15 protein-coding genes are annotated in these 18,373 nt (G+C 62.2%); 8 read left to right on the forward strand and 7 right to left on the reverse strand.

All coding sequences use genetic code 11. The features are described 5' to 3' along the window. Positions 1 to 58: 58 nt before the first annotated feature. Both NTD81_RS18875 and NTD81_RS18880 read left to right on the forward strand, forming a co-directional pair. On the forward strand, positions 59 to 826 hold the full coding sequence (locus NTD81_RS18875) for an SDR family NAD(P)-dependent oxidoreductase (protein ID WP_262184280.1): 768 nt from the start codon (positions 59 to 61) through the stop codon (positions 824 to 826). A gap of 145 nt (positions 827 to 971) precedes the next feature. Beyond that, positions 972 to 1,616 (forward strand): GntR family transcriptional regulator, encoded by a 645-nt coding sequence (locus NTD81_RS18880; RefSeq protein WP_262184281.1) that lies wholly within the window; start codon positions 972 to 974, stop codon positions 1,614 to 1,616. 46 nt (positions 1,617 to 1,662) lie between these two features. On the opposite strand, the gene NTD81_RS18885 is transcribed toward NTD81_RS18880, so the two are convergent. Continuing rightward, the gene (locus tag NTD81_RS18885; RefSeq protein WP_262184282.1) at positions 1,663 to 2,073 is read right to left on the reverse strand and encodes an SMI1/KNR4 family protein; all 411 of its coding nucleotides are present in this window, start codon (positions 2,071 to 2,073) and stop codon (positions 1,663 to 1,665) included. Positions 2,074 to 2,197: 124 nt separating this feature from the next. On the opposite strand from NTD81_RS18885, the gene NTD81_RS18890 reads away from it, so the two are divergent. Then, the gene (locus NTD81_RS18890) at positions 2,198 to 2,746 is read left to right on the forward strand and encodes a hypothetical protein (protein ID WP_262184283.1); all 549 of its coding nucleotides are present in this window, start codon (positions 2,198 to 2,200) and stop codon (positions 2,744 to 2,746) included. 80 nt (positions 2,747 to 2,826) lie between these two features. On the opposite strand, the gene NTD81_RS18895 is transcribed toward NTD81_RS18890, so the two are convergent. The 3 genes from NTD81_RS18895 to uvrD all read right to left on the reverse strand — a co-directional run bounded on the left by NTD81_RS18895 (position 2,827) and on the right by uvrD (position 7,201). Next, the gene (locus NTD81_RS18895; RefSeq protein WP_262184284.1) at positions 2,827 to 3,711 is read right to left on the reverse strand and encodes a Tim44 domain-containing protein; all 885 of its coding nucleotides are present in this window, start codon (positions 3,709 to 3,711) and stop codon (positions 2,827 to 2,829) included. Between the two features lie 205 nt (positions 3,712 to 3,916). Then, positions 3,917 to 4,969 (reverse strand): ABC transporter substrate-binding protein, encoded by a 1,053-nt coding sequence (locus tag NTD81_RS18900; protein WP_262184285.1) that lies wholly within the window; start codon positions 4,967 to 4,969, stop codon positions 3,917 to 3,919. Between the two features lie 36 nt (positions 4,970 to 5,005). Continuing rightward, positions 5,006 to 7,201, reverse strand: coding sequence for a DNA helicase II (gene uvrD, locus NTD81_RS18905; protein WP_262184286.1), 2,196 nt, complete (start codon positions 7,199 to 7,201; stop codon positions 5,006 to 5,008). A gap of 219 nt (positions 7,202 to 7,420) precedes the next feature. On the opposite strand from uvrD, the gene NTD81_RS18910 reads away from it, so the two are divergent. Both NTD81_RS18910 and NTD81_RS18915 read left to right on the forward strand, forming a co-directional pair. Then, entirely contained in the window at positions 7,421 to 10,306 is a 2,886-nt protein-coding gene (locus NTD81_RS18910; RefSeq protein WP_262184287.1) for a GGDEF domain-containing phosphodiesterase, read from the forward strand. Positions 10,307 to 10,373: 67 nt separating this feature from the next. Then, a complete protein-coding gene (locus NTD81_RS18915; protein ID WP_262184288.1) occupies positions 10,374 to 11,624 on the forward strand; it encodes an MFS transporter in 1,251 nt (416 codons plus the stop codon). A gap of 67 nt (positions 11,625 to 11,691) precedes the next feature. On the opposite strand, the gene zwf is transcribed toward NTD81_RS18915, so the two are convergent. Beyond that, positions 11,692 to 13,134, reverse strand: coding sequence for a glucose-6-phosphate dehydrogenase (gene zwf / locus NTD81_RS18920; RefSeq protein ID WP_262184374.1), 1,443 nt, complete (start codon positions 13,132 to 13,134; stop codon positions 11,692 to 11,694). 195 nt (positions 13,135 to 13,329) lie between these two features. On the opposite strand from zwf, the gene hexR reads away from it, so the two are divergent. From hexR to NTD81_RS18935, 3 genes are all read left to right on the forward strand, one after another. Beyond that, positions 13,330 to 14,196, forward strand: coding sequence for a transcriptional regulator HexR (hexR, locus tag NTD81_RS18925; RefSeq protein ID WP_262184289.1), 867 nt, complete (start codon positions 13,330 to 13,332; stop codon positions 14,194 to 14,196). 98 nt (positions 14,197 to 14,294) lie between these two features. Then, positions 14,295 to 14,507 (forward strand): PA3496 family putative envelope integrity protein, encoded by a 213-nt coding sequence (locus tag NTD81_RS18930; RefSeq protein WP_262184290.1) that lies wholly within the window; start codon positions 14,295 to 14,297, stop codon positions 14,505 to 14,507. Positions 14,508 to 14,606: 99 nt separating this feature from the next. Then, positions 14,607 to 15,614, forward strand: a complete 1,008-nt coding sequence (locus NTD81_RS18935; protein ID WP_262184291.1) for an Ldh family oxidoreductase — start codon at positions 14,607 to 14,609, stop codon at positions 15,612 to 15,614. Between the two features lie 71 nt (positions 15,615 to 15,685). On the opposite strand, the gene NTD81_RS18940 is transcribed toward NTD81_RS18935, so the two are convergent. Beyond that, positions 15,686 to 17,269 carry an aldehyde dehydrogenase (NADP(+)) gene (locus NTD81_RS18940; RefSeq protein WP_262184292.1) on the reverse strand — a complete coding sequence of 528 codons (1,584 nt, stop codon included), beginning with the start codon at positions 17,267 to 17,269 and terminating at the stop codon, positions 15,686 to 15,688. A 152-nt stretch (positions 17,270 to 17,421) separates the two neighbouring features. Then, positions 17,422 to 18,339: a dihydrodipicolinate synthase family protein gene (locus tag NTD81_RS18945; protein ID WP_262184293.1), complete on the reverse strand. Its 918-nt coding sequence runs from the start codon at positions 18,337 to 18,339 to the stop codon at positions 17,422 to 17,424. Positions 18,340 to 18,373: the final 34 nt, after the last annotated feature.

Consider the following 18,373-nt stretch of genomic DNA (forward strand, 5'->3'; position numbering starts at 1 on the left):
TTTGTGATCACAAATAAAACAAGCGGCCATTTCCGGGCCTCAGAGCAAGGTGCAGTCCATGCAAGTTAAGCAGGTGGCGTTAGTCAGCGGCGCGGGGAGCGACAGCGGGATCGGTTTTGCCATTGCCCAGCGGTTGGGGCAAATGGGCCTGCGCGTCTTACTCACGGCCAGCAGTGAACGGGTCCTGCAGCGGGCGCAGGAGCTGAGCGCCGCTGGCATCGAGGCGCGGGCTGTATGTGCCGATTTGACCGCTGAACAGCAAGTCGCCGCCTTGGCTAGCTGGGCCGTCGAGCAGTGGGGGCGGGTGGATGTGCTGGTGAATAACGCCGGCATGGCCATGCAGGGCAGTCCGGAGCCGTTTGCCGAGCTGGCGCAGATGGACCTGGCGACGTGGAACCTGTCCATCGCGCGCAACCTCAGCAGCGCCTTTCTGCTTACCCGCGCCGTGCTGCCGGGCATGCAGGCACGCGGCTATGGACGCATCGTCAATATCAGCTCCACCACCGGTAGCCGTGGTGCCAATCCCGGCGAGGCCGCCTATGCCCCGGCCAAGGCCGGTATGTTGGGCATGAGTATGGGCTTGGCGCTTGAAGTAGCCAAGCAGGGCATCACGGTTAACAGCGTGGCGCCGGGCTGGATTGCCACCGCCTCAAGTACCGAGCATGAGCTGCGCGCCGCCGAGTACACGCCCATGGGCCGTGCCGGGCGGCCGGCGGAAGTGGCGGCGCTGGTCGGTTTTTTAGCCTCAGCCGAGGCCAGCTATATCACCGGCGAAGTGCTGGTGGTGGATGGCGGCAACTCGCTGATCGAGAACAAGGCGCCTTAGCTGTGCGCCCGTGATTGAAGACCTGCGCGGCGGCCACCAGGCGCCGGCAGATGATGCAAATAAGACATTTTTGGAGATGCCATGCGTAATTGTTCCCTCACCCTCGCACAACTGCCTGCCCCACCAGCGACAGGACGTTGAGATCATGCCCGATAATTTGCAGGAGCCGCTCTACCAAGGGCTTTGCCAAGCGTTGTTAAGTGGCGTGTATGTGCCTGGCGAGCGCTTGAAAATTCGCGACCTAGCCGCGCAGTGGGGCACCAGTGCCATGCCGGTGCGCGCCGTGTTGCAGCGCTTAGTCGCCGAAGGTGCGCTGGAAGGCGCGCCGCAGCGCTCGGTACGGGTGCCGTTGATGACCGCCGAGCGCTATCAGCACATCGCCCAAGTGCGCATAAGCCTAGAGGGGCTGGCCGTGGAGTTAGCCACGCCGCGCCTGCACAGTGCGCAGCTAAGCCAGTTGGCGCAGTGCTTGGAACGCATGCAGGAGGCCATCGCCCAGCGCCAGTTGGCGGCTTATCTGCAAGCCAACAGCGAGTTTCATCTGAGCCTGTACCGCGCCTGCGGCAATCCGGTGCTGCTGCGCAGTATCGAAACCCTGTGGCTACAAGTCGGACCGTTTTTTACCCGGCTGTTTAATGCAGCCCAGTTGGATACGCAGCTCAATGATTTTCACGGGCAATGCTTGGCCGCCATTCACCGTGGCGATGCCCAAGGTGCGCGCCAGGCCATGGAGCAGGACCTGATTTATTTCACCCGCTTTCTGCTGAAGCGACTCGAGCATGAGCAATAACTGACTGTAGCGGCCCTGAGCGCGCCTGGCGCTCAGGGGCAGCGGCTTAGCTTTCCAGCCAGACGTCACGAATCCAGTGCCACACCGACTCCCAGGTCTCGTCTTCGCTGATCTCGCCGGTGTCGGCTTCCCACAGCAGCACGGTGCCGTCTTCCTCGACCACGTAGTAGTCGCCTTGGTCTTCACACAGCGGCACCAGCTCGCGCGGTACGCCTAAGGACCAGGCTGTGGCGGCCACTTCCGGCAGGTAGGTGTGCGATTGCGGGTCGCTGGCGGTGACCGGCTCGTAGCGGCCATAGACCACGTCGCTGACTTGCAGCAGGTACTCGCGCAGGTCATAGGGCAGGTGGATCAGGATCTGCTCCTGGATCTCCACCAAGGTTTCTTCGTCCGGCAAATCCAACGGTACGGGCACCGGCTCGTTGAGTTCGCGCAACTGTTCGATGACTTCTTCCACGGGATGCCTCTGTACGACTGATTCGGGAGCGATTTATACCCTAGACCGGGCTCAGTAAAACAGCTGTCTCAGTGCTACCATCGACGCCTTTGATGCTTAGTCAGTTAATTCATAGGGAATTGGCATGAATAGCCGAGAACAACAGCCTCAGGATGGGGAGCTTAGTGAGCAGCAACGTCTTGATCTGCTCACCGCTGCTGGCCAGCGTAATCGCCGTTTTATCCTCGGCCTAAGTGTGGCCTTGGGCAGCCTGATGTTAGTCAGCGTCGGCTTTAATTTTTACCACCTGTGGCGCGCCGATGAAGGTGCGCAACTGCACAGTTTGCAGCAGCAGGTGCAGCGTCTGGAGCATCAGCTGGTCGAGCAACAACTGGCGCTGACTCATCAAGAGCAATTAGCCGCCAGCCAGCAGGCGCGGCAAGTAGAAGCGCAGCTGTTCAAGCTGGAGAACCCCGACACCATCGCGCAAGTCAGCCAGGTCTTGCAGGCCCAAGAGCAGGACTACCAGCAGGTGTTGGATGGTCTGCGCTTGGGCATGCGCGACCTGGCCAATATGCTGGCCGGTTCGCGCAGTTGGCTGGCGGATTACACGGAGGTGATCGACCGCGCCCAAGCCAGCAGCAAAAAACGCAGCGCAGCGATCAAGGCCTGGGGCGAGAAGGCCGTTAAATAACCGAGTCGCTAGCCAACCGCCGGGCATAAAAAAACGCCGCTGGGGGGCACCCAGCGGCGTTTTTAGCTGTGCGATACGCCTTAGTTTTGGCGGATACCGGCCACCAGCCATGGCTGGTTGTCACCGACCGCACGCTCCAGACGCCAGCTTTCGCTGAAGTGCTCGCCTTGGTCGAAGCGCGAAGTCTTGGAGATACCGCTGAAGGTCAGGGTGGCAACGGTTTTGTCGCTGTTGTCATCCACGCCGTCGAGCTGCACTTCAAGGTTTTCGATGTAGGTGGACTGGAAGCCATCACCCAGATCGGTGCGCTCGCGGCGCAGGAATTCGAGCAGTTGCGGGGTGACGAACTCGGCAATCTTGTCCATCTCGTTGGCATCCCAATGCTGCTGCAAGCTCAGGAAGTGCTCGCGACCGGCATTGATAAAGTTTTCTTCGTTGAACCAAGCCGGAGCGTTGATCACAGGTTTGATCAGCGCGCTGCTGGCTGGGATGCTGTTGCCGAAGATATTGCTGTTACCGGCGTTATTCGGGATTTCCCGCTCCATCGGTGCACCATTGGCCGCGACGGGGCCTGCAGTGCGCAGTGGGTTGGCCGAGGCAGCGGCTTTCTGCCGACGCGCCGCGAGGAAGCGGAACAGCAAGAAGGCGATCACGCCGAAAATCAGGATGTCCATAAACTGCAGGCCGCTAAAGCCATCGCCCATAAACATCGACGCCAGCAGACCACCGGCAGCCAGGCCGGCCAGTGGGCCTAACCAACGCGAAGCACCGCTGGCAGCCGCCGGCGCACGACCCGCAGCTTGCGCCGCGCTCGGCGTGCTCGGGGCTTGTTGCCGGGTTTGATGGCTAGGTGCGGCGCCAAAGGATTTGCCGCCGCCCATACGTTTGGCTTCGGCATCGAAACTGACGGTCATCATGCCAAGGCTGAGGAACAGGGCCATGGCCAAAGTGAGGAAACGCTGCATAGTAGCTGTCTCTTGGTTATTGGATCTTCGTCGGACATCTTGCCCGGCAGTCAAGTGGCTGGCCAGCAATAGAATGTTTCGACCTTTTGCTTTAGCTCGGCGCAAAGCCCGTGGCTGGGCACATATGGGCACAGCTGGGGGGCTGAATAAAACGACCAACGGGGCATTTTAACGCCGTTGGTCGCCAGTGCCCGGCGCTTTAGCCTCAGGGTTGCAGGGCCGTTGGCGCTTGCGCTGGCATGCCCGGCCGCAGTAGCGCCTGGAAGGCCAGCAGAGAGGCCCATAGGCGCCCGTTGAGTTCACTTTGCGCCGCCTGCTCGCTCAGCAATTGGCTGCTGTGCCGTTGCAAGGCGGCACGTACCGCGGCGGGCAACTGCTTAATCTGGCTGCCACTCTTACTCAGCTCATCCAGGGCGATGGCGTTGCTGTAGGTGGCGCCGTCCAGCAGCTCTTGGTTCGTGGCACGACTGGCCTGCAGCAAAATGGCTTGCAGATCCTCCGGCAAATCGGCGAAGGCGGCTTGATTGGCCAGCAGCTCCAGCAGCGCCGGTGGATTTGGCCAGTCGAGGTAGAAGTAAGCGGCCACTTGGCCAAGGCCCAAGGCTTGATCATGGACTAAACCGCCGCCGCTGCTGGCCTCTAACTCGCCTCTGCGCAGGCCATTGAGCCGTTGTAGGTCGCTGTGCTGGCTGCTGTTGGCACCCAGGCGGCGCCACAGTTCGGCCGTGTTACCGGTGCTGGCAATCCTTAGGCCGTGAAGGTCGCCCAGGTACTTGATCTCAACCTTGCTCCAGCCGCCTGTGGGCGGGGCGCTGGCCACGGTTAGCGGCTTAATCTGCGGGTCTTGATAGCTCGCCGCCCACAGCGCCTGACCACCGCCTTGGCTCAGCCAGGCATTGAGTTGTGGCACGCTCAGATCAAAGGGGATGGCGTTGCTAAAGGCTGTGCCAGGTGCATCCGTCTGCCAGGCGTTTGGGCTGCCGTAAGTCAGCTGGACCGTGCCGTTGGCTAGTGTGGCGAGAATTTGCCGGGGCGTTACTTCATCGCTGGCCGGGACGACGCTGATCTGCAGGCGCTGGGCGCTCATCAGCGCCACCTGCGCGACCAAACGCTCGGCTGCGGCGAACTCAGCGGAATGCGCCGGCCAGGCACTGAGCATCTGCCAGTGCCACTGTTGGGCGGGTGCCGGTGGTTTATCGCAGGCGCTCAAACCCCACAGGAGCAGTAGCAGGCTAGGTAGCAGTAAGCAGCGGCGCATCCCGGCGCTCCTCTGTTAGGTCAGGCAGGCCAGGGCTTACAGCGCCTCAAGCTTGGCGTAGCTAAGCATCAACCACTTGCTGCCTTCGTTCTCAAAGTTGACCTGCACCCGCGCTTGGGCGCCTGCGCCTTCGAAATTGAGGATAGTGCCTTCACCGAACAGCGCATGCTGCACGCGTTGGCCCAGGCTGTACGGCGTATCTGGTACGGCACTGCCGGCAAACATCGAACTGCTGCTGGTGCTGGTATTGCGGCTGACACCACCAAAAGGCCGGCTGACGCTATTGGACAAACGCACTTCCTGAATCAACTGCGGCGGAATCTCGCGGACGAAGCGCGACACCTTGTTGTAGGTCTCGGCGCCGTACAGGCGGCGGGTTTCCGCGTAGGTGATAAAGAGTTTGCGCATGGCCCGGGTGATGCCCACGTAAGCCAGGCGGCGTTCTTCTTCCAAGCGGCCGGGCTCTTCCAGGCTCATCTTGTGCGGGAACAGGCCTTCTTCCATGCCGACCAAAAACACCAGGGGGAACTCCAGGCCTTTGGCGCTGTGCAGGGTCATCAGCTGGATGCTGTCCTCGTTCTCCGCCGCCTGGGTATCGCCGGCTTCCAGCGACGCATGGGTGAGGAAGGCTTGCAGTGGGCTGAGCTCGTCGTCTTCTTCGTTATCGAAGGCGCGCGCGGCGCTGACCAGCTCCTCCAGGTTTTCGATACGGGCTTGGGCTTTCTCGCCTTTTTCCGCCTGGTGATAGGCGATCAGGCCGCTCTGCTCGATCACCGTTTGGGTCATCAGGTGCAGGGCCATGTCCTGGGTCTTGGCGGCGAGGTTTTCGATCAGCTCGATAAACCCGGCCAGCGCTCCGGAGGCGCGGCCCGGCAGGGCCTTGTTGGCCAGCATGAGGATGATCGCCTGCCACATCGATTGCTCGTGCTGGCGGGCAAAGTCGCGGATCGCCTCGACGGTTTTCTCCCCGATGCCGCGCGCCGGGACGTTGATCACCCGTTCCAGCGCCGCGTCGTTGCCGCGGCCGTCGAGCAGGCGCAAATAGGCCATGGCGTTCTTGATTTCGGCGCGCTCGAAGAAGCGCTGGCCGCCATAGATGCGGTACGGCACTTTCTCCCGCAGCAGGGCTTCTTCGAGCACCCGCGATTGGGCGTTGGAGCGGTACAGAATGGCGATTTCGCTGCGCTTGAGGCCGTCTTTGCGCAGCGCATCCTCGATCGACTCGACCACGTAGCGGGCTTCGTCCTGCTCGTTAAACGCGGCGTACAGATTCAGCGGCTCGCCGTCGTCGTCTTCGGTCCACAGTTCTTTGCCCAGGCGCCCCTGGTTATTGGCGATGAGGGCGTTGGCCGCCTTGAGGATGCCGGCGGTGGAGCGGTAGTTCTGCTCCAGGCGAATGATCTGGGCATCGGCAAAGTCGTCGCTGAACTCGCGGATGTTCTCGATTTTCGCGCCGCGCCAGCCGTAGATCGACTGATCGTCATCGCCAACCACCATCAGGCTCTCGCCGCCCTTGGCGAGCAGGCGCAGCCAGGCGTATTGCACGGCGTTGGTGTCCTGGAACTCGTCCACCAGAATGTGCTTAAAGCGCCGCTGGTAGTGCTCCAGCAGGCCCGGCTTGTCGCGCCACAAGTCCAGCGCGCGCAGCAGCAACTCGGAGAAGTCGATGACCCCGGCGCGGGCGCAGGCCGCCTCGTAGGCCTCGTAAATCTTCAGCATGGTGGCCAAGAACAAATCGCCACCGGGCTGGATATGTTGCGGGCGCAGGCCTTCGTCTTTTTGCGCGCTGATAAACCACTGCGCCTGGCGCGGCGGCCAGCGCTGCTCATCCAGCCCCAGCTCGCGGATCACCCGTTTGACCAAGCGCTGCTGGTCGTCGGAGTCGAGAATCTGGAAGTTTTCCACAAGGCCGGCCTCTTGCCAGTGCGCACGCAGCAGGCGGTGGGCCAGGCCGTGGAAGGTGCCGACCCACATCCCGGCCGGGCTGTGGCCGAGCATCTGTTCGATACGGTGACGCATCTCGGCGGCGGCCTTGTTGGTAAAGGTCACCGACAGAATCGAATGCGGCGAGGCATCTTCGGTCTGGATCAGCCAGGCGATACGGTGCACCAACACGCGGGTTTTACCCGAGCCGGCACCGGCCAAGACCAACTGGCGGCCAAGTGGCGCGGCCACGGCCTGGATCTGGGCGTCGTTGAGGGAAGCGAGGAGAAGTTCTGGGCTATTTTGCATCGCCGCATTCTAGGGGGAGGGGCCGGGCAGGGCAAACCAGCTGATCGGCGAATTTCGCCCAGGTAATTGTTAAGTGCTATCGCTGCGCGGTAGATTGCGTTCAGGTATGCGAGGTAAAGCCATTGCCGGGCTAGATTTTTTGCTTGGAAGGCTTGGGCTAGAGCGCTGGCTCGATTACTCTGCGTCGACGATTAGGCACCCATTACAAGAAAATCGCCTATGCCTGTTGCGACACCACCCGTTGTTAGCTCTGCGCTGCGGGCCACTTCTGGCCGCGAGGCGGAGCAATTTTTCGCCACCGAGATCGCCGCTGAACGCACGCGCATGCTGCATCAGGGCTCGCTGGTGCCCACCTTCTTTATGTTCCTAAGCGGCATGCTCTGTAGCGTGTTGCTGAGCAATGAATTACCGCTGTGGGCGTTGTTCTGCTGGTCATTGTGGTTGCTGATCCTGGCCATGGTGCGGGTGATTCAGGTGCGCGCCTTCAGTCAGGCGGCGCTCAGCCACCAGGCCCACGCCCGTTGGCATCTGCTGTTATTGCTCGGTGCGGCGGCCTCGGGGCTGACCCTGGGCTTTGCCGCCGTGGTGTTGGTGCCGTCGCAAGACCTGTTCCAGCAGTCCTTGGTCTATAGCCTGATCGCTGCCGCCGTGCTGTCGGCCAGTGTCGCCTACGCCGTGAGTTACAGCGCTTTTCTGACCTTTGTCTTGCCCTGTTTATTGCCGGTGCTGGCTTATCTGCTGCTGGGCGATGAAGCCTTGGCGCTGAGTTGGGGGATTCTGGCGGCCGTGCTGTTGCTGGCGTTGCTGGTGATCACCTGGCAGGTCAATCAGCTGGTGCAAAACACTCTGTTGCAGCGTTTCCACAACCAGGCGCTGATCGCCAACCTGCAGCAGGCTAAGGCGGCAGCGGATGCGCTGAACAGCGAGTTGGCCCGCGAAGTCGGTCAGCGCCGGCGCGCCGAAGCTGAACTGCGTGAGGCCCATGCCGACCTTGAGGCGCGGGTGGTGGAGCGCACCCTTAAGCTGGATAAAACCAGCAATGCCTTAAGCAAAAGCCGTGAGCGCTTAGCCCTGGCCATCGAAGCCAGCGAGCTGGGGCTGTGGGACTGGGACCTGCGCAGCGATGAAGTGCATCACTCGCGCCTGCTGGAAATTTTCGGCCTGGAGTCCAGCGAGGTGCAGCATATGCTGCGCGATCTCAAGCCGCGTCTGCACCCTGAGGACCGCAACCTGCTGCTACGGGCCTTGGTCGATCATATGAAGGGCCACAGCGACGACTATCAGGTCGAGTACCGGGTCAAGCATGCCCAAGGCCATTGGGTGTGGGTCGAGGACCGTGGCCGCGCCATTGAGCGCGACGACAACGGGCGGGTGCTGCGCATGCTCGGCACGCGTCGCGATATCAGCGCGCGCAAGTTGCAGGAGCAACAGCAGCAGTTGGCCGCCACGGTGTTTGAGGCGACCAGCGATGGCATCCTTATCTTGGGCCCGGATTACCGGGTGCTGTCGGTTAATCAGGCCTTCAGCGAAGTGACTGGCTACGGCAGGGAAGAGGTGCTGGGCAAAAGCGTGCTTAAGCTGTTTGGCAGCACCGCCAGCCTGCGCCAGTACCAGCAGATCCGCGAGGAATTAGAGAGCAGCGGCGCCTGGCGCGGCGAGCTGATCGAGGCGCGCAAGAGCGGTGAGCTGTTCCCGCAGTGGCTGCAAGTACAGATGGTCCACGACAGCGCTTCGCAACTGAGCCATATCGTCTGCTTCTTTACCGACCTGTCGCAGCGCCGGGAAGTGGAAGAGCGCCTGCGATACCTGTCGCACTACGACGAGCTCACCGGCCTGGCCAACCGCAGCCTGTTCCGCGAGCGGCTGCACGAGGCCAGCCAGCGTTCGCGGCAAAACGGGCGCAGCATCGCCTTGCTGCATATCGATTTGGATCGCTTCAAGCTGCTCAACGAGAGCCTCGGCCATGAAGTTGCCGACCAGCTGCTGCGTAAGGTCAGTCGCCGCCTGACCAAGGCGCTGCCCGAGGCCGATACCCTGGCGCGCTTGTCCGGCGATGAATTTGTCATTCTGATCGATACCAACGCCAGCATCGCCAGCCTTACGCGCTTGGCTAGCCACCTGCTGAGCAAGCTGCGCGCACCGATGCAGATCGAAGGCCATGAGCTGGTGATCAGCGCATCCTTGGGCATTAGCCTGCTGCCGGATAACGCCCGGGAAATCTCGGCCTTGGTGATCCAGGCGAATATGGCCATGCAGCACGCCAAACACTTGGGCGGTAACTGCTTCCAGTTCTTCACCGACAACCTGCAAGCCTTTAGCCTGCAACGCCTGCAGCTGGAAAACCAACTGCGTAAAGGCATCACCGAAGGCCAGTTAGAGGTGTTCTACCAGCCCAAGCTGAACCTCGCCAACGACAGCCTGGACGCCGCCGAAGCTTTGGTCCGCTGGCGGCATCCGCAACTGGGCTTGGTGCCGCCGCGGGAGTTTATCGGCCTGGCGGAAGAGACCGGGCTGATCAGCGCCCTCGGCGAATTCGTCCTGCGCCAGGCCTGTTTGCAGGTCTGTGAATGGCAGCGCCAGGGCTTAAGCCAGATTCGCGTGTCGGTGAATTTGTCGGTGCATCAGTTGCGTCAGGGCAATCTGCTCAGTCTGGTCCGTCAGGTGCTGGAGGAAACCGGTCTGGCGCCGCATTACCTGGAGTTGGAGCTGACCGAAAGCCAGTTGCTGGATAACGTCGACAGCCTGATCAGCGCGTTCCGTCAGCTGCGCGAGCTGGGGGTGAAGCTGGCGATTGATGACTTTGGTACCGGTTATTCGTCGCTGAGCTATTTGAAGCGCTTCCGCGTGGACTATCTGAAGATCGACCAGAGCTTTATCCGCGACCTCACGCCCGGTGGCGAAGATGCGGCGATCACCCGGGCCATTATCGCCATGGCCCACAGCCTGGAGCTGAAGGTGGTGGCCGAAGGCGTGGAGAATCAGACACAAATGGACTTCCTCAAGGCCCAGGGCTGCGATGAGGTTCAGGGCTATCTGATCAGCAAACCGCTGGAGGCCGAGCAGTTTGCCCGTCTGCTTGCCCAACAAACGGAGCAAGAGGTGTAGGGCCAGGCGCTTGTTTGCCGCCTAAGCTGCCGTTACTGTCGCCGTTTCGCCCAAGGCCAGTACTGTTATGTCGACCTCCGCCGCGCCCAGCTCGCTTAGCCGCAGCAGCATCGTGCTGTTGGCCTCACTGTATTGCGCCCAGGGTTTGCCCTCGGGGCTGATTGCCCATTCCTTGCCGGTGCTGCTGCGCCAACATGGCGTCGACCTGGCCCTGATCAGCCTGCTCAAACTGCTGGCCTTGCCTTGGCTGCTCAAGGTGCTGTGGGCGCCTTGGGTGGATCGCCTGGCCAGCCGCCGGCTGGGTCATCGGCGGGGCTGGATCGTGCCGTTGCAGCTGACGGTGGTCAGCCTGGTCGCGGCCTTGGCGCTATTGAATCCACAGTATTTATTCGGCCAGCAGATAGGGTTGCTGCTGGGCCTCTTGCTGCTGATCAATCTCACCGCCGCGACCCAGGACATCGCCACCGATGGCCTGGCCGTGCGCTTGCTGCCGGAGCGCTGGCGCGGCCTGGGCAATAGTCTGCAAGTGGGCGGCTATAAGGTCGGCATGTTGGTCAGCGGTAGTGGCCTCTTGCTGCTGATCGAACCGCTCGGTTGGCATTTGAGTTTGACCATCGTGGCGTTGCTGCTGGTGCTGATGACGGTGCCGATTGCGCGCTTTAACGAGCCCCGCGAGCTGCCCTTTAATGCCTCAGCCGCAGAGAGCAACGCTGGCCCGGCACTGCTTTGGCAGCATTACCGCGGCCTGCTGCGTCAGCCCGGCATGGGCCTGTGGCTACTGGTGCTGCTGAGCTTTAAGTTAGGCGACGCGCTGGGCTCGCCGATGATCAAACCGATGCTGGTGGATGGTCAGTGGGGCAGCGCGGCCTTGGGCCAGCTGACGCTGCTCACCACCCTGGCTGGCATCGCTGGCGCGCTGCTCGGCGGCTTGCTGTATGCGCGTATCGGTGCGCAGCGGGCGTTGCTTGGCTTTGGCCTGCTGCAAGCGCTGGGCATCGGCGCCATGGCGCTGTTGGTCAATCAGGCCAGCGACGTGACCTTGGTCTACGCCGTGACCCTGTTTGAGCAGGCGGCGGATGGGATGTCCAGCGTCGCTCTGTTTGCCGTGATGATGCAGCAGTGCCGGCGTGAGCACGAAGGCGCCGACTTTACCCTGCAAGCCAGCGTGCAGTTGCTGTTGGCCGGCCTGGTCGGCGCGACCAGCGGGGTGCTGGCCAAGAGCTTGGGGTACGAGGCGCTGTTTAGCGCGGCGGGGCTATTGGGCGCCCTGGCGTTGCTACTGGTGTGGGGTTATTTCCGTAAGCGCGGCGGCGTTTAGCCGTTTGCTCAAACCGGCATGGGCGCGCGCCGCTGGACGGGGCAGCGCCGCACCCGCCTGGCCTGGCTTAGTACTGCGGATCTTGCGGCTCAGCCCAATGCCGTTCATGGCGCTCGAGCAAGTTATCGGCCTGTTCCGGGCCATTGCTGCCGGCGGCATAAGGCCGGGGGCTTTGGTAGTGGTCGTGCCAGCCCTGGATAATCGGATCGACCCAACGCCACGCGGCCTCCACTTCATCACGGCGCATAAACAGCGTCGAGTCGCCTTCAATCACGTCCAGCAGCAAGCGCTCGTAAGCATCCCAGCGCCGTTGTTGCTGGAACGCATCGGCCAGATTCAGATCCAGCTCCACCGGCTGCAAGCGCATGCCCTTGCCCGGACTTTTGCCCATCAGTTGCAGGCTGATGCGCTCCTCCGGTTGCAGGCGAATCAGCAGGCGGTTGGCTTCGCCATTGCCGAATAACTGGTGCGGCACGGGCTTGAACTGGATCAGGATTTCCGAGGTTTTGCGCGCCAGGCGTTTGCCGGTGCGCAGGTAAAACGGCACGCCGGCCCAGCGCCAGTTGTTGATCTGCGCCTGGATCGCGACAAAGGTCTCGGTGTCGCTGTCGTTATCGACGTTGCGCTCGAAGTAATAGGCCGGCACTTCCTGACCGCCGATCTTGCCGGCGGTGTATTGGCCGCGCACGGTCTGGTCCTGCACATCGAGGCCGGTGATCGGCTTGAGCGCCTCGAGGATCTTCACCTTCTCGTTGCGCACCGACTCGGCATCAAAGCGTACTGGCGCTTCCATCGCCACCAGACAGAGCAGTTGCAGCAGGTGGTTTTGCACCATGTCGCGCATCGCCCCGGCTTGGTCGTAATAGCTGCCACGGTTTTCCACGCCTAGGGTTTCGCCGACGCTGATCTGCACATGGTCGATATGCCCGGTGCGCCACACTGGCTCAAACAGGGCATTGGCAAAGCGCAGGGCCATAAGGTTCTGCACCGTCTCTTTGCCTAGGTAGTGATCGATGCGAAACACCCGCGACTCATCAAACACCGCGCCGATGGCGGCATTGATCGCTTGCGCCGATTGCAGCGAATGGCCGATGGGCTTTTCCAGCACGATGCGCGCTTTGGGCCCGGCCAGACCGGCGATCTTCAGGTGCGAGGCGATGTCTTCAAACAGGCTCGGCGCGGTGGCCAAGTAGTAGATGCGCACGCGGTCTTGGGCCGTCCCCAGGTGCTTGCCCAAGCGGCCAAAGTCGGCACTTTGGCTGGCGTCCATGGGTAAATAATCCAAACGCTCAGCGAACCTGGCCCAGGTGTCAGTGTCGAACTCGCTGCGAGCGACTTGCGCGCGGCAGTGGCGTTCGGCCAGTGCTTGGTAGGTGCTACGGCTCTGCTGACTGCGAGCCAGGGCAAGTATGCGGGTGTCGGCATGCAGACGTCCGGCACGATGCAGGTGGTAGAGCGCCGGCAGCAGTTTATGTAGGGCTAAATCGCCGGTACCGCCAAACACCAGCATGTCGCAAGGGATACTCAAGAGCACAACTCCAACTCGGTTTAGCCGTGCGGGGCGCGCGTCCTTGTAGTATAACTACAAAGTCACTACATCCCGTGGTGCGCCGATCATAGCCCAGATAGGTGAGCCATGCGGCACGCTTGAGGGTTTCGTCTGACCTTGTCAGACATTCGTCTGACTTATGTAGAGCTTAAATTTGTGAATCTGTTGCAACACATCGCCCAATCGCGAAGCCTGCTGCGAAAATCTGAGTTGAAAGTCGCTGATCACGTGCTGCTTGATCCGGCTGCGGTTATGCACAGCTCCATGGCGGAGCTGGCCCACAGTGTCGGCATCAGCGAGCCGACCATCGTGCGTTTTTGTCGGGCGATTGGTTGCAGTGGTTTTCAGGATCTCAAGCTCAAGCTGGCGCAAAGCCTGGCCGCTGGTGCCAGCTTCGGTCAGTTTGCGATCCACGAAGATGATTCGGTGGCTGACTTCAGCCTGAAGATCTTCGACACCACCTTGCACACCCTCATGGAAGTGCGCGAGAAGCTTGACACCCAAGCCCTGCAGCAAGCCATTGGCGCCATCGCCAATGCCCAGCGTGTGGAGTTCTACGGCTTTGGTGCCTCCGGCGCGGTGGCGGCGGATGCCCAGCACAAGTTCTTCCGCTTGCTGCTCACCGCTGCGGCTTACTCCGACCCGCATATGCAGGCCATGAGCGCGGTGACCCTGAAGCCCACCGACGTGGCGATTTGCATTTCCCAGTCGGGGCGCTCCAAGGACCTGCTGATCACCGCCAACTTGGTCCGTGAAACGGGCGCGACGCTGATTACCCTGTGCCCGAGCCAAACCCCGCTGGCCGACCTGGCTACGGTCAACCTGGCCATCGACGTGCAGGAAGATACCGAGATCTATACGCCGCTCACCTCGCGTATTGCTCACTTGGTGGTGATCGACGTGCTCGCCATGGGCGTGGCCATGGCCCGTGGCCCGGGCTTGGTCAATCACCTCAAGAGCGTTAAACGCAGCTTGCGCAGCCTGCGTCTGTCGCCCAAAGCGCACAAAACCACGGAAGACTGACCCGCGCAGGCGGTTGGCTGAGCGGTATTGCTCAGCAATCAAACCGTCATCTACAGCGTCGATGCTGTGGCTCCTACAACCTGTTGGGAGTCGCCGCGATGTCTGTTTCCTCCGAAAACACCCAAGCATTCATCCCCAGTGCTAAGCAAAACCGCCGTAAAGTCATTGATCAACGCCGCATGGAATACCGCCGGGCGATTGAAACCTATGCCGAGCAGCGCCGCTTGCAGGAGCATTTGTGGGATTTCCCGGAGCTGATTGGCGGCAAAATCAGTGCAGGGTCCAGCCGCCTAGAGGGGTTGGCGAACTGAACGGGGTTATGCCGAATTCGTCATAACTAGCGGGCAAAGTGATCAAGCCTAGGGGCAGCAGGCGCGGCACTGTAACGGGTCGAATGCAAGGAGCCTGTTATGACCCGTTTGTCTCTGCCCGAAGCGCACCAACTGGCCGGCGATATTCTGCGCCACGCCGGCTTTAGCGAAGCCTTTGTCCAAGCCATCGCCACCACCGTGGTCGCCGGCGAGCGCGACGGCTGTACCTCCCACGGGCTGTGGCGCCTGCTGGGCATCGTGGCGACCTTGCGCGCAGGCAAGGTGGTCGCCGACGCCGACCCGGAGGTGATCGACCAGGCGCCGTCCATCGTGCGCGTCGATGCCCGTGGCGGTTTCTCCCAATTAGCCTTTAACGTGGGTTTGCCGCTGTTGGCCGAGAAGGCCAAGGCCAATGGCATCGCCGCCATGGCGATCAACCGCTGTGTGCACTTCTCCGCGCTATGGGTGGAGATGGAAGCCCTGACCGACTTAGGTCTGGTGGCCGTGGCCTGTAATCCGACCCAAGCCTACGTGGCCCCCACCGGCGGCAGCCGGCCGTTGTTCGGCACCAACCCGTTGGCCTTTGGCTGGCCGCGCAAGGGCAGCCAGCCGTTTATTTTCGACTTCGCCACCAGCGCCGTGGCCCGTGGCGAAATCGAGCTGCATCGGCGCTCGGGCAAAGCCCTGCCGGACGGCTGGGGGGTCGACCGTGTTGGTCAGCCAAGCAACGACGCCACTGAGGTGCTCGATCACGGCGCCATGCTGACCTTCGGCGGGCACAAGGGCTCGGCGCTGTCGGCGATGATCGAACTGATCGCCGGGCCGTTGATTGGTGACCTCACCAGTCTGGAGTCCAGTGTCGTGGATGAAGGCTGCAAGGCCTTGCCGTACCACGGCGAACTCATCATCGCGCTGGACCCGCAACGCTTTTTGGGCGCGGCGGTGGATGAACATCTAGAGCGTGCGGAGCAGTTGTTTACCGCCATCCAAGGCCAGGGCGCACGCTTGCCGTCGCAGCGCCGTTACAGCGCCCGCGCCAAGACGTTGCAGGAAGGGGTGGAGATCGCCGACAGCCTCTATCAGGACCTGCTGGCCCTGCGCGGCTAAGGCTGATAAATCATAGGCGGCGTAAGCGCTATGAGCCTTATGCCGCCTATGACAGAGGCCTAATCCTAGGCTTAGCTCAGCGCCTCACGACTGCTCTGACCATCGACCAGACGGGCAATGCCCAGCGGGTTGGCGTTTTTCAGGGCATCGGGGAGCAGCTCATCCGGGCAGTTCTGGTAGCACACCGGGCGCAGAAAACGCGCGATGGCCAGGCTGCCCACCGAGGTGCCACGGGCGTCGGAAGTCGCCGGATAAGGCCCGCCGTGAACCATTGCATCACACACCTCAACCCCGGTCGGGTAGCCGTTAAACAGCACGCGGCCAACCTTTTGTTCGAGCAGTGGCAGCACTTCGGCGAACTCGCTTAAGTCCTCGGCATCGGCGGTAAAGGTGGCGGTCAGTTGTCCGCGCAGACCGCTTAGGGCCTTGAGCAGCTCGGCTTTATCGGCCACTTCAACGATCACGGTGACCGGGCCAAACACTTCCTCCTGCAGCAACTCATCGGCGTCGATCAGCATCTGCACATTGGCCTGGAACAGTTGCGGCCGCGCTTGTTGGCCCTCTTGCGCTTGGCCGGCCAGGTGTTTGACCTGGGCATGGGCGTGCAGCGCCGCCAGGCCTTTTTCGTAGCTCTTCAGGGTGCCGGCATTGAGCATGGTTTGTGGTGGGCGCTGGCTGATTTCGTGGATCAGGTTGGCGGTAAACAGGCTGAATTGGGGCGAGCTGATGCCCAGCACCAGGCCTGGATTGGTGCAGAACTGGCCGCAGCCTTGCACCACCGAGTCGGCCAGTTCGCGGGCGATTTTCTCGCCACGGCTGCGCAGCGCAGCGGGCAGCACCAGCACCGGGTTGATCGAGCTCATCTCGGCAAATACCGGGATCGGCTGTGGCCGCGCCGCAGCCATGTCACAGAGGGCGCGGCCGCCTTTGAGCGAGCCGGTAAAGCCCACGGCCTGAATCGCCGGGTGCTTGACCAGCGCCTCACCGACGCCAGCACCATAAATCATGTTGAACACCCCAGCCGGCATGCCGGTTTGCTCGGCGGCGCGCAGAATTGCGGCAGCCACCAGAGCCGCGGTGGCCATATGGCCGCTGTGGGCCTTAAATACCACCGGGCAGCCGGCAGCAAAGGCCGCGGCGGTGTCGCCACCGGCGGTGGAGAAGGCCAGCGGGAAGTTGCTGGCGCCAAATACGGCCACCGGGCCGACGCCCATGCTGCACTGGCGCAAATCCGGCCGCGGCAGTGGCTGGCGTTCAGGCAGGGCGCGGTCGATGCGTGCGCCGTAGAAATCGCCACGGCGCAGCACCTGGGCGAACAAACGCATCTGGCCACTGGTGCGGCCCCGTTCACCTTGGATGCGGGCGGCGGGCAGGGCGGTTTCGCGGCAGACGATGGCGACAAAGTCATCGCCTAAGGCATCGATTTGCGCGGCCACGGCGTCAAGAAATTCAGCGCGGCGGGTGCTGCTCAGGCTGCGAAACAGCGGGTAAGCGGCGGCTGCGGCTTGCGCGGCATCATCGACCTGGGCGGCGCTGGCTTGGCCGAAAGTGAAGGGCAAGGCTTCGCCGCTGCTGGCGTCGAGACTTTGAAGCAGGGCGCCGGCGTTAGGGCTGTAACGCCCGGCGATAATGTTCTGGCCGATGTCGGTGGACATGCTGGGCTCCTGTGCGTACCAGGCAGGCTGGCCTGGCGGGGTAAACAACAACGGCCCGCCCGCGCTGACTCAACACCGAGGCAGCGCGGCAGGCCGGGTAGATCATTGGCCATGGGCTGGCTTATGCCGCCTGCCCATGGCCAGACGGGGCATTACAGACCGACATCCGGCAGGTGCGGACGGTTGGCCAGGGCCTTGGCCATGATCGCCTCGACGTGCGCCCGATCATCGCCACGCAGCAGCAGGCGCGGCGGACGGGTCAGCTCGCTGCCGCGACCGGCGATGGCTTCACACAGCTTGATGCACTGCACCAGGTCGGCGCGGGCATCGAGGTGTAGGATCGGCATCAGCCATTCGTAGATCGGCATGGCTTCGGCGAAGCGCCCGGCCTTGCACAGACGGAAGATGGTTTCGCCTTCTTTGGGGAACACGTTGCTCATCCCCGAGACCCAACCTTCGGCGCCCACGGCCAGGCTTTCCAGCACCACGTCATCGAGGCCGGCGAACAGCACAAAGCGGTCGCCCACTTCGTTGCGCACATCGATAAAGCGGCGGGTGTCGCCGGAGCTGTCCTTGAAGCACACCACGTTGTCGCAGTCGGCCAGGGAGATGAGGATGTCCGGGGTGACATCGTTTTTGTAGATTGGCGGGTTGTTGTACACCATCAACGGCACGTCGGCGTTTTTCGCCACGTAGCGGTAGTGCTCGGCGGTTTCGTAAGGCTTGGAGCCGTACACCAGGGCTGGCATCAGCATGACGCCGTCGACCCCGACTTTACGCACCGCGTTGGCGGTTTTCGCGGCGGCCACGCTGGTGAACTCAGCCACCCCGCAGATCACCGGGACGCGGCCTTTGGCAGCGTCGACAGCGACTTCGGTCACGGCGATTTTTTCTTCGGTGGTCAGCGAAGTGTTTTCGCCCACCGAGCCGCAGACCACCAGGCCCGAGACGCCATCGCGGATGACGTTGGAGATGACCTTGTGGGTCTCTTCCAGGTTGATCGAGAAGTCAGCGTTGAACTGGGTGGTAACGGCGGGGAATACACCGCTCCAATTAACTCGTTTGCTCATGGAAACCTCCAGGTTAAAGGTATTTCGTATACGC

The sequence above is a fragment of the Pseudomonas sp. 5P_3.1_Bac2 genome (genome assembly GCF_025465995.1).
Taxonomy (GTDB): Bacteria; Pseudomonadota; Gammaproteobacteria; order Pseudomonadales; family Pseudomonadaceae; genus Aquipseudomonas.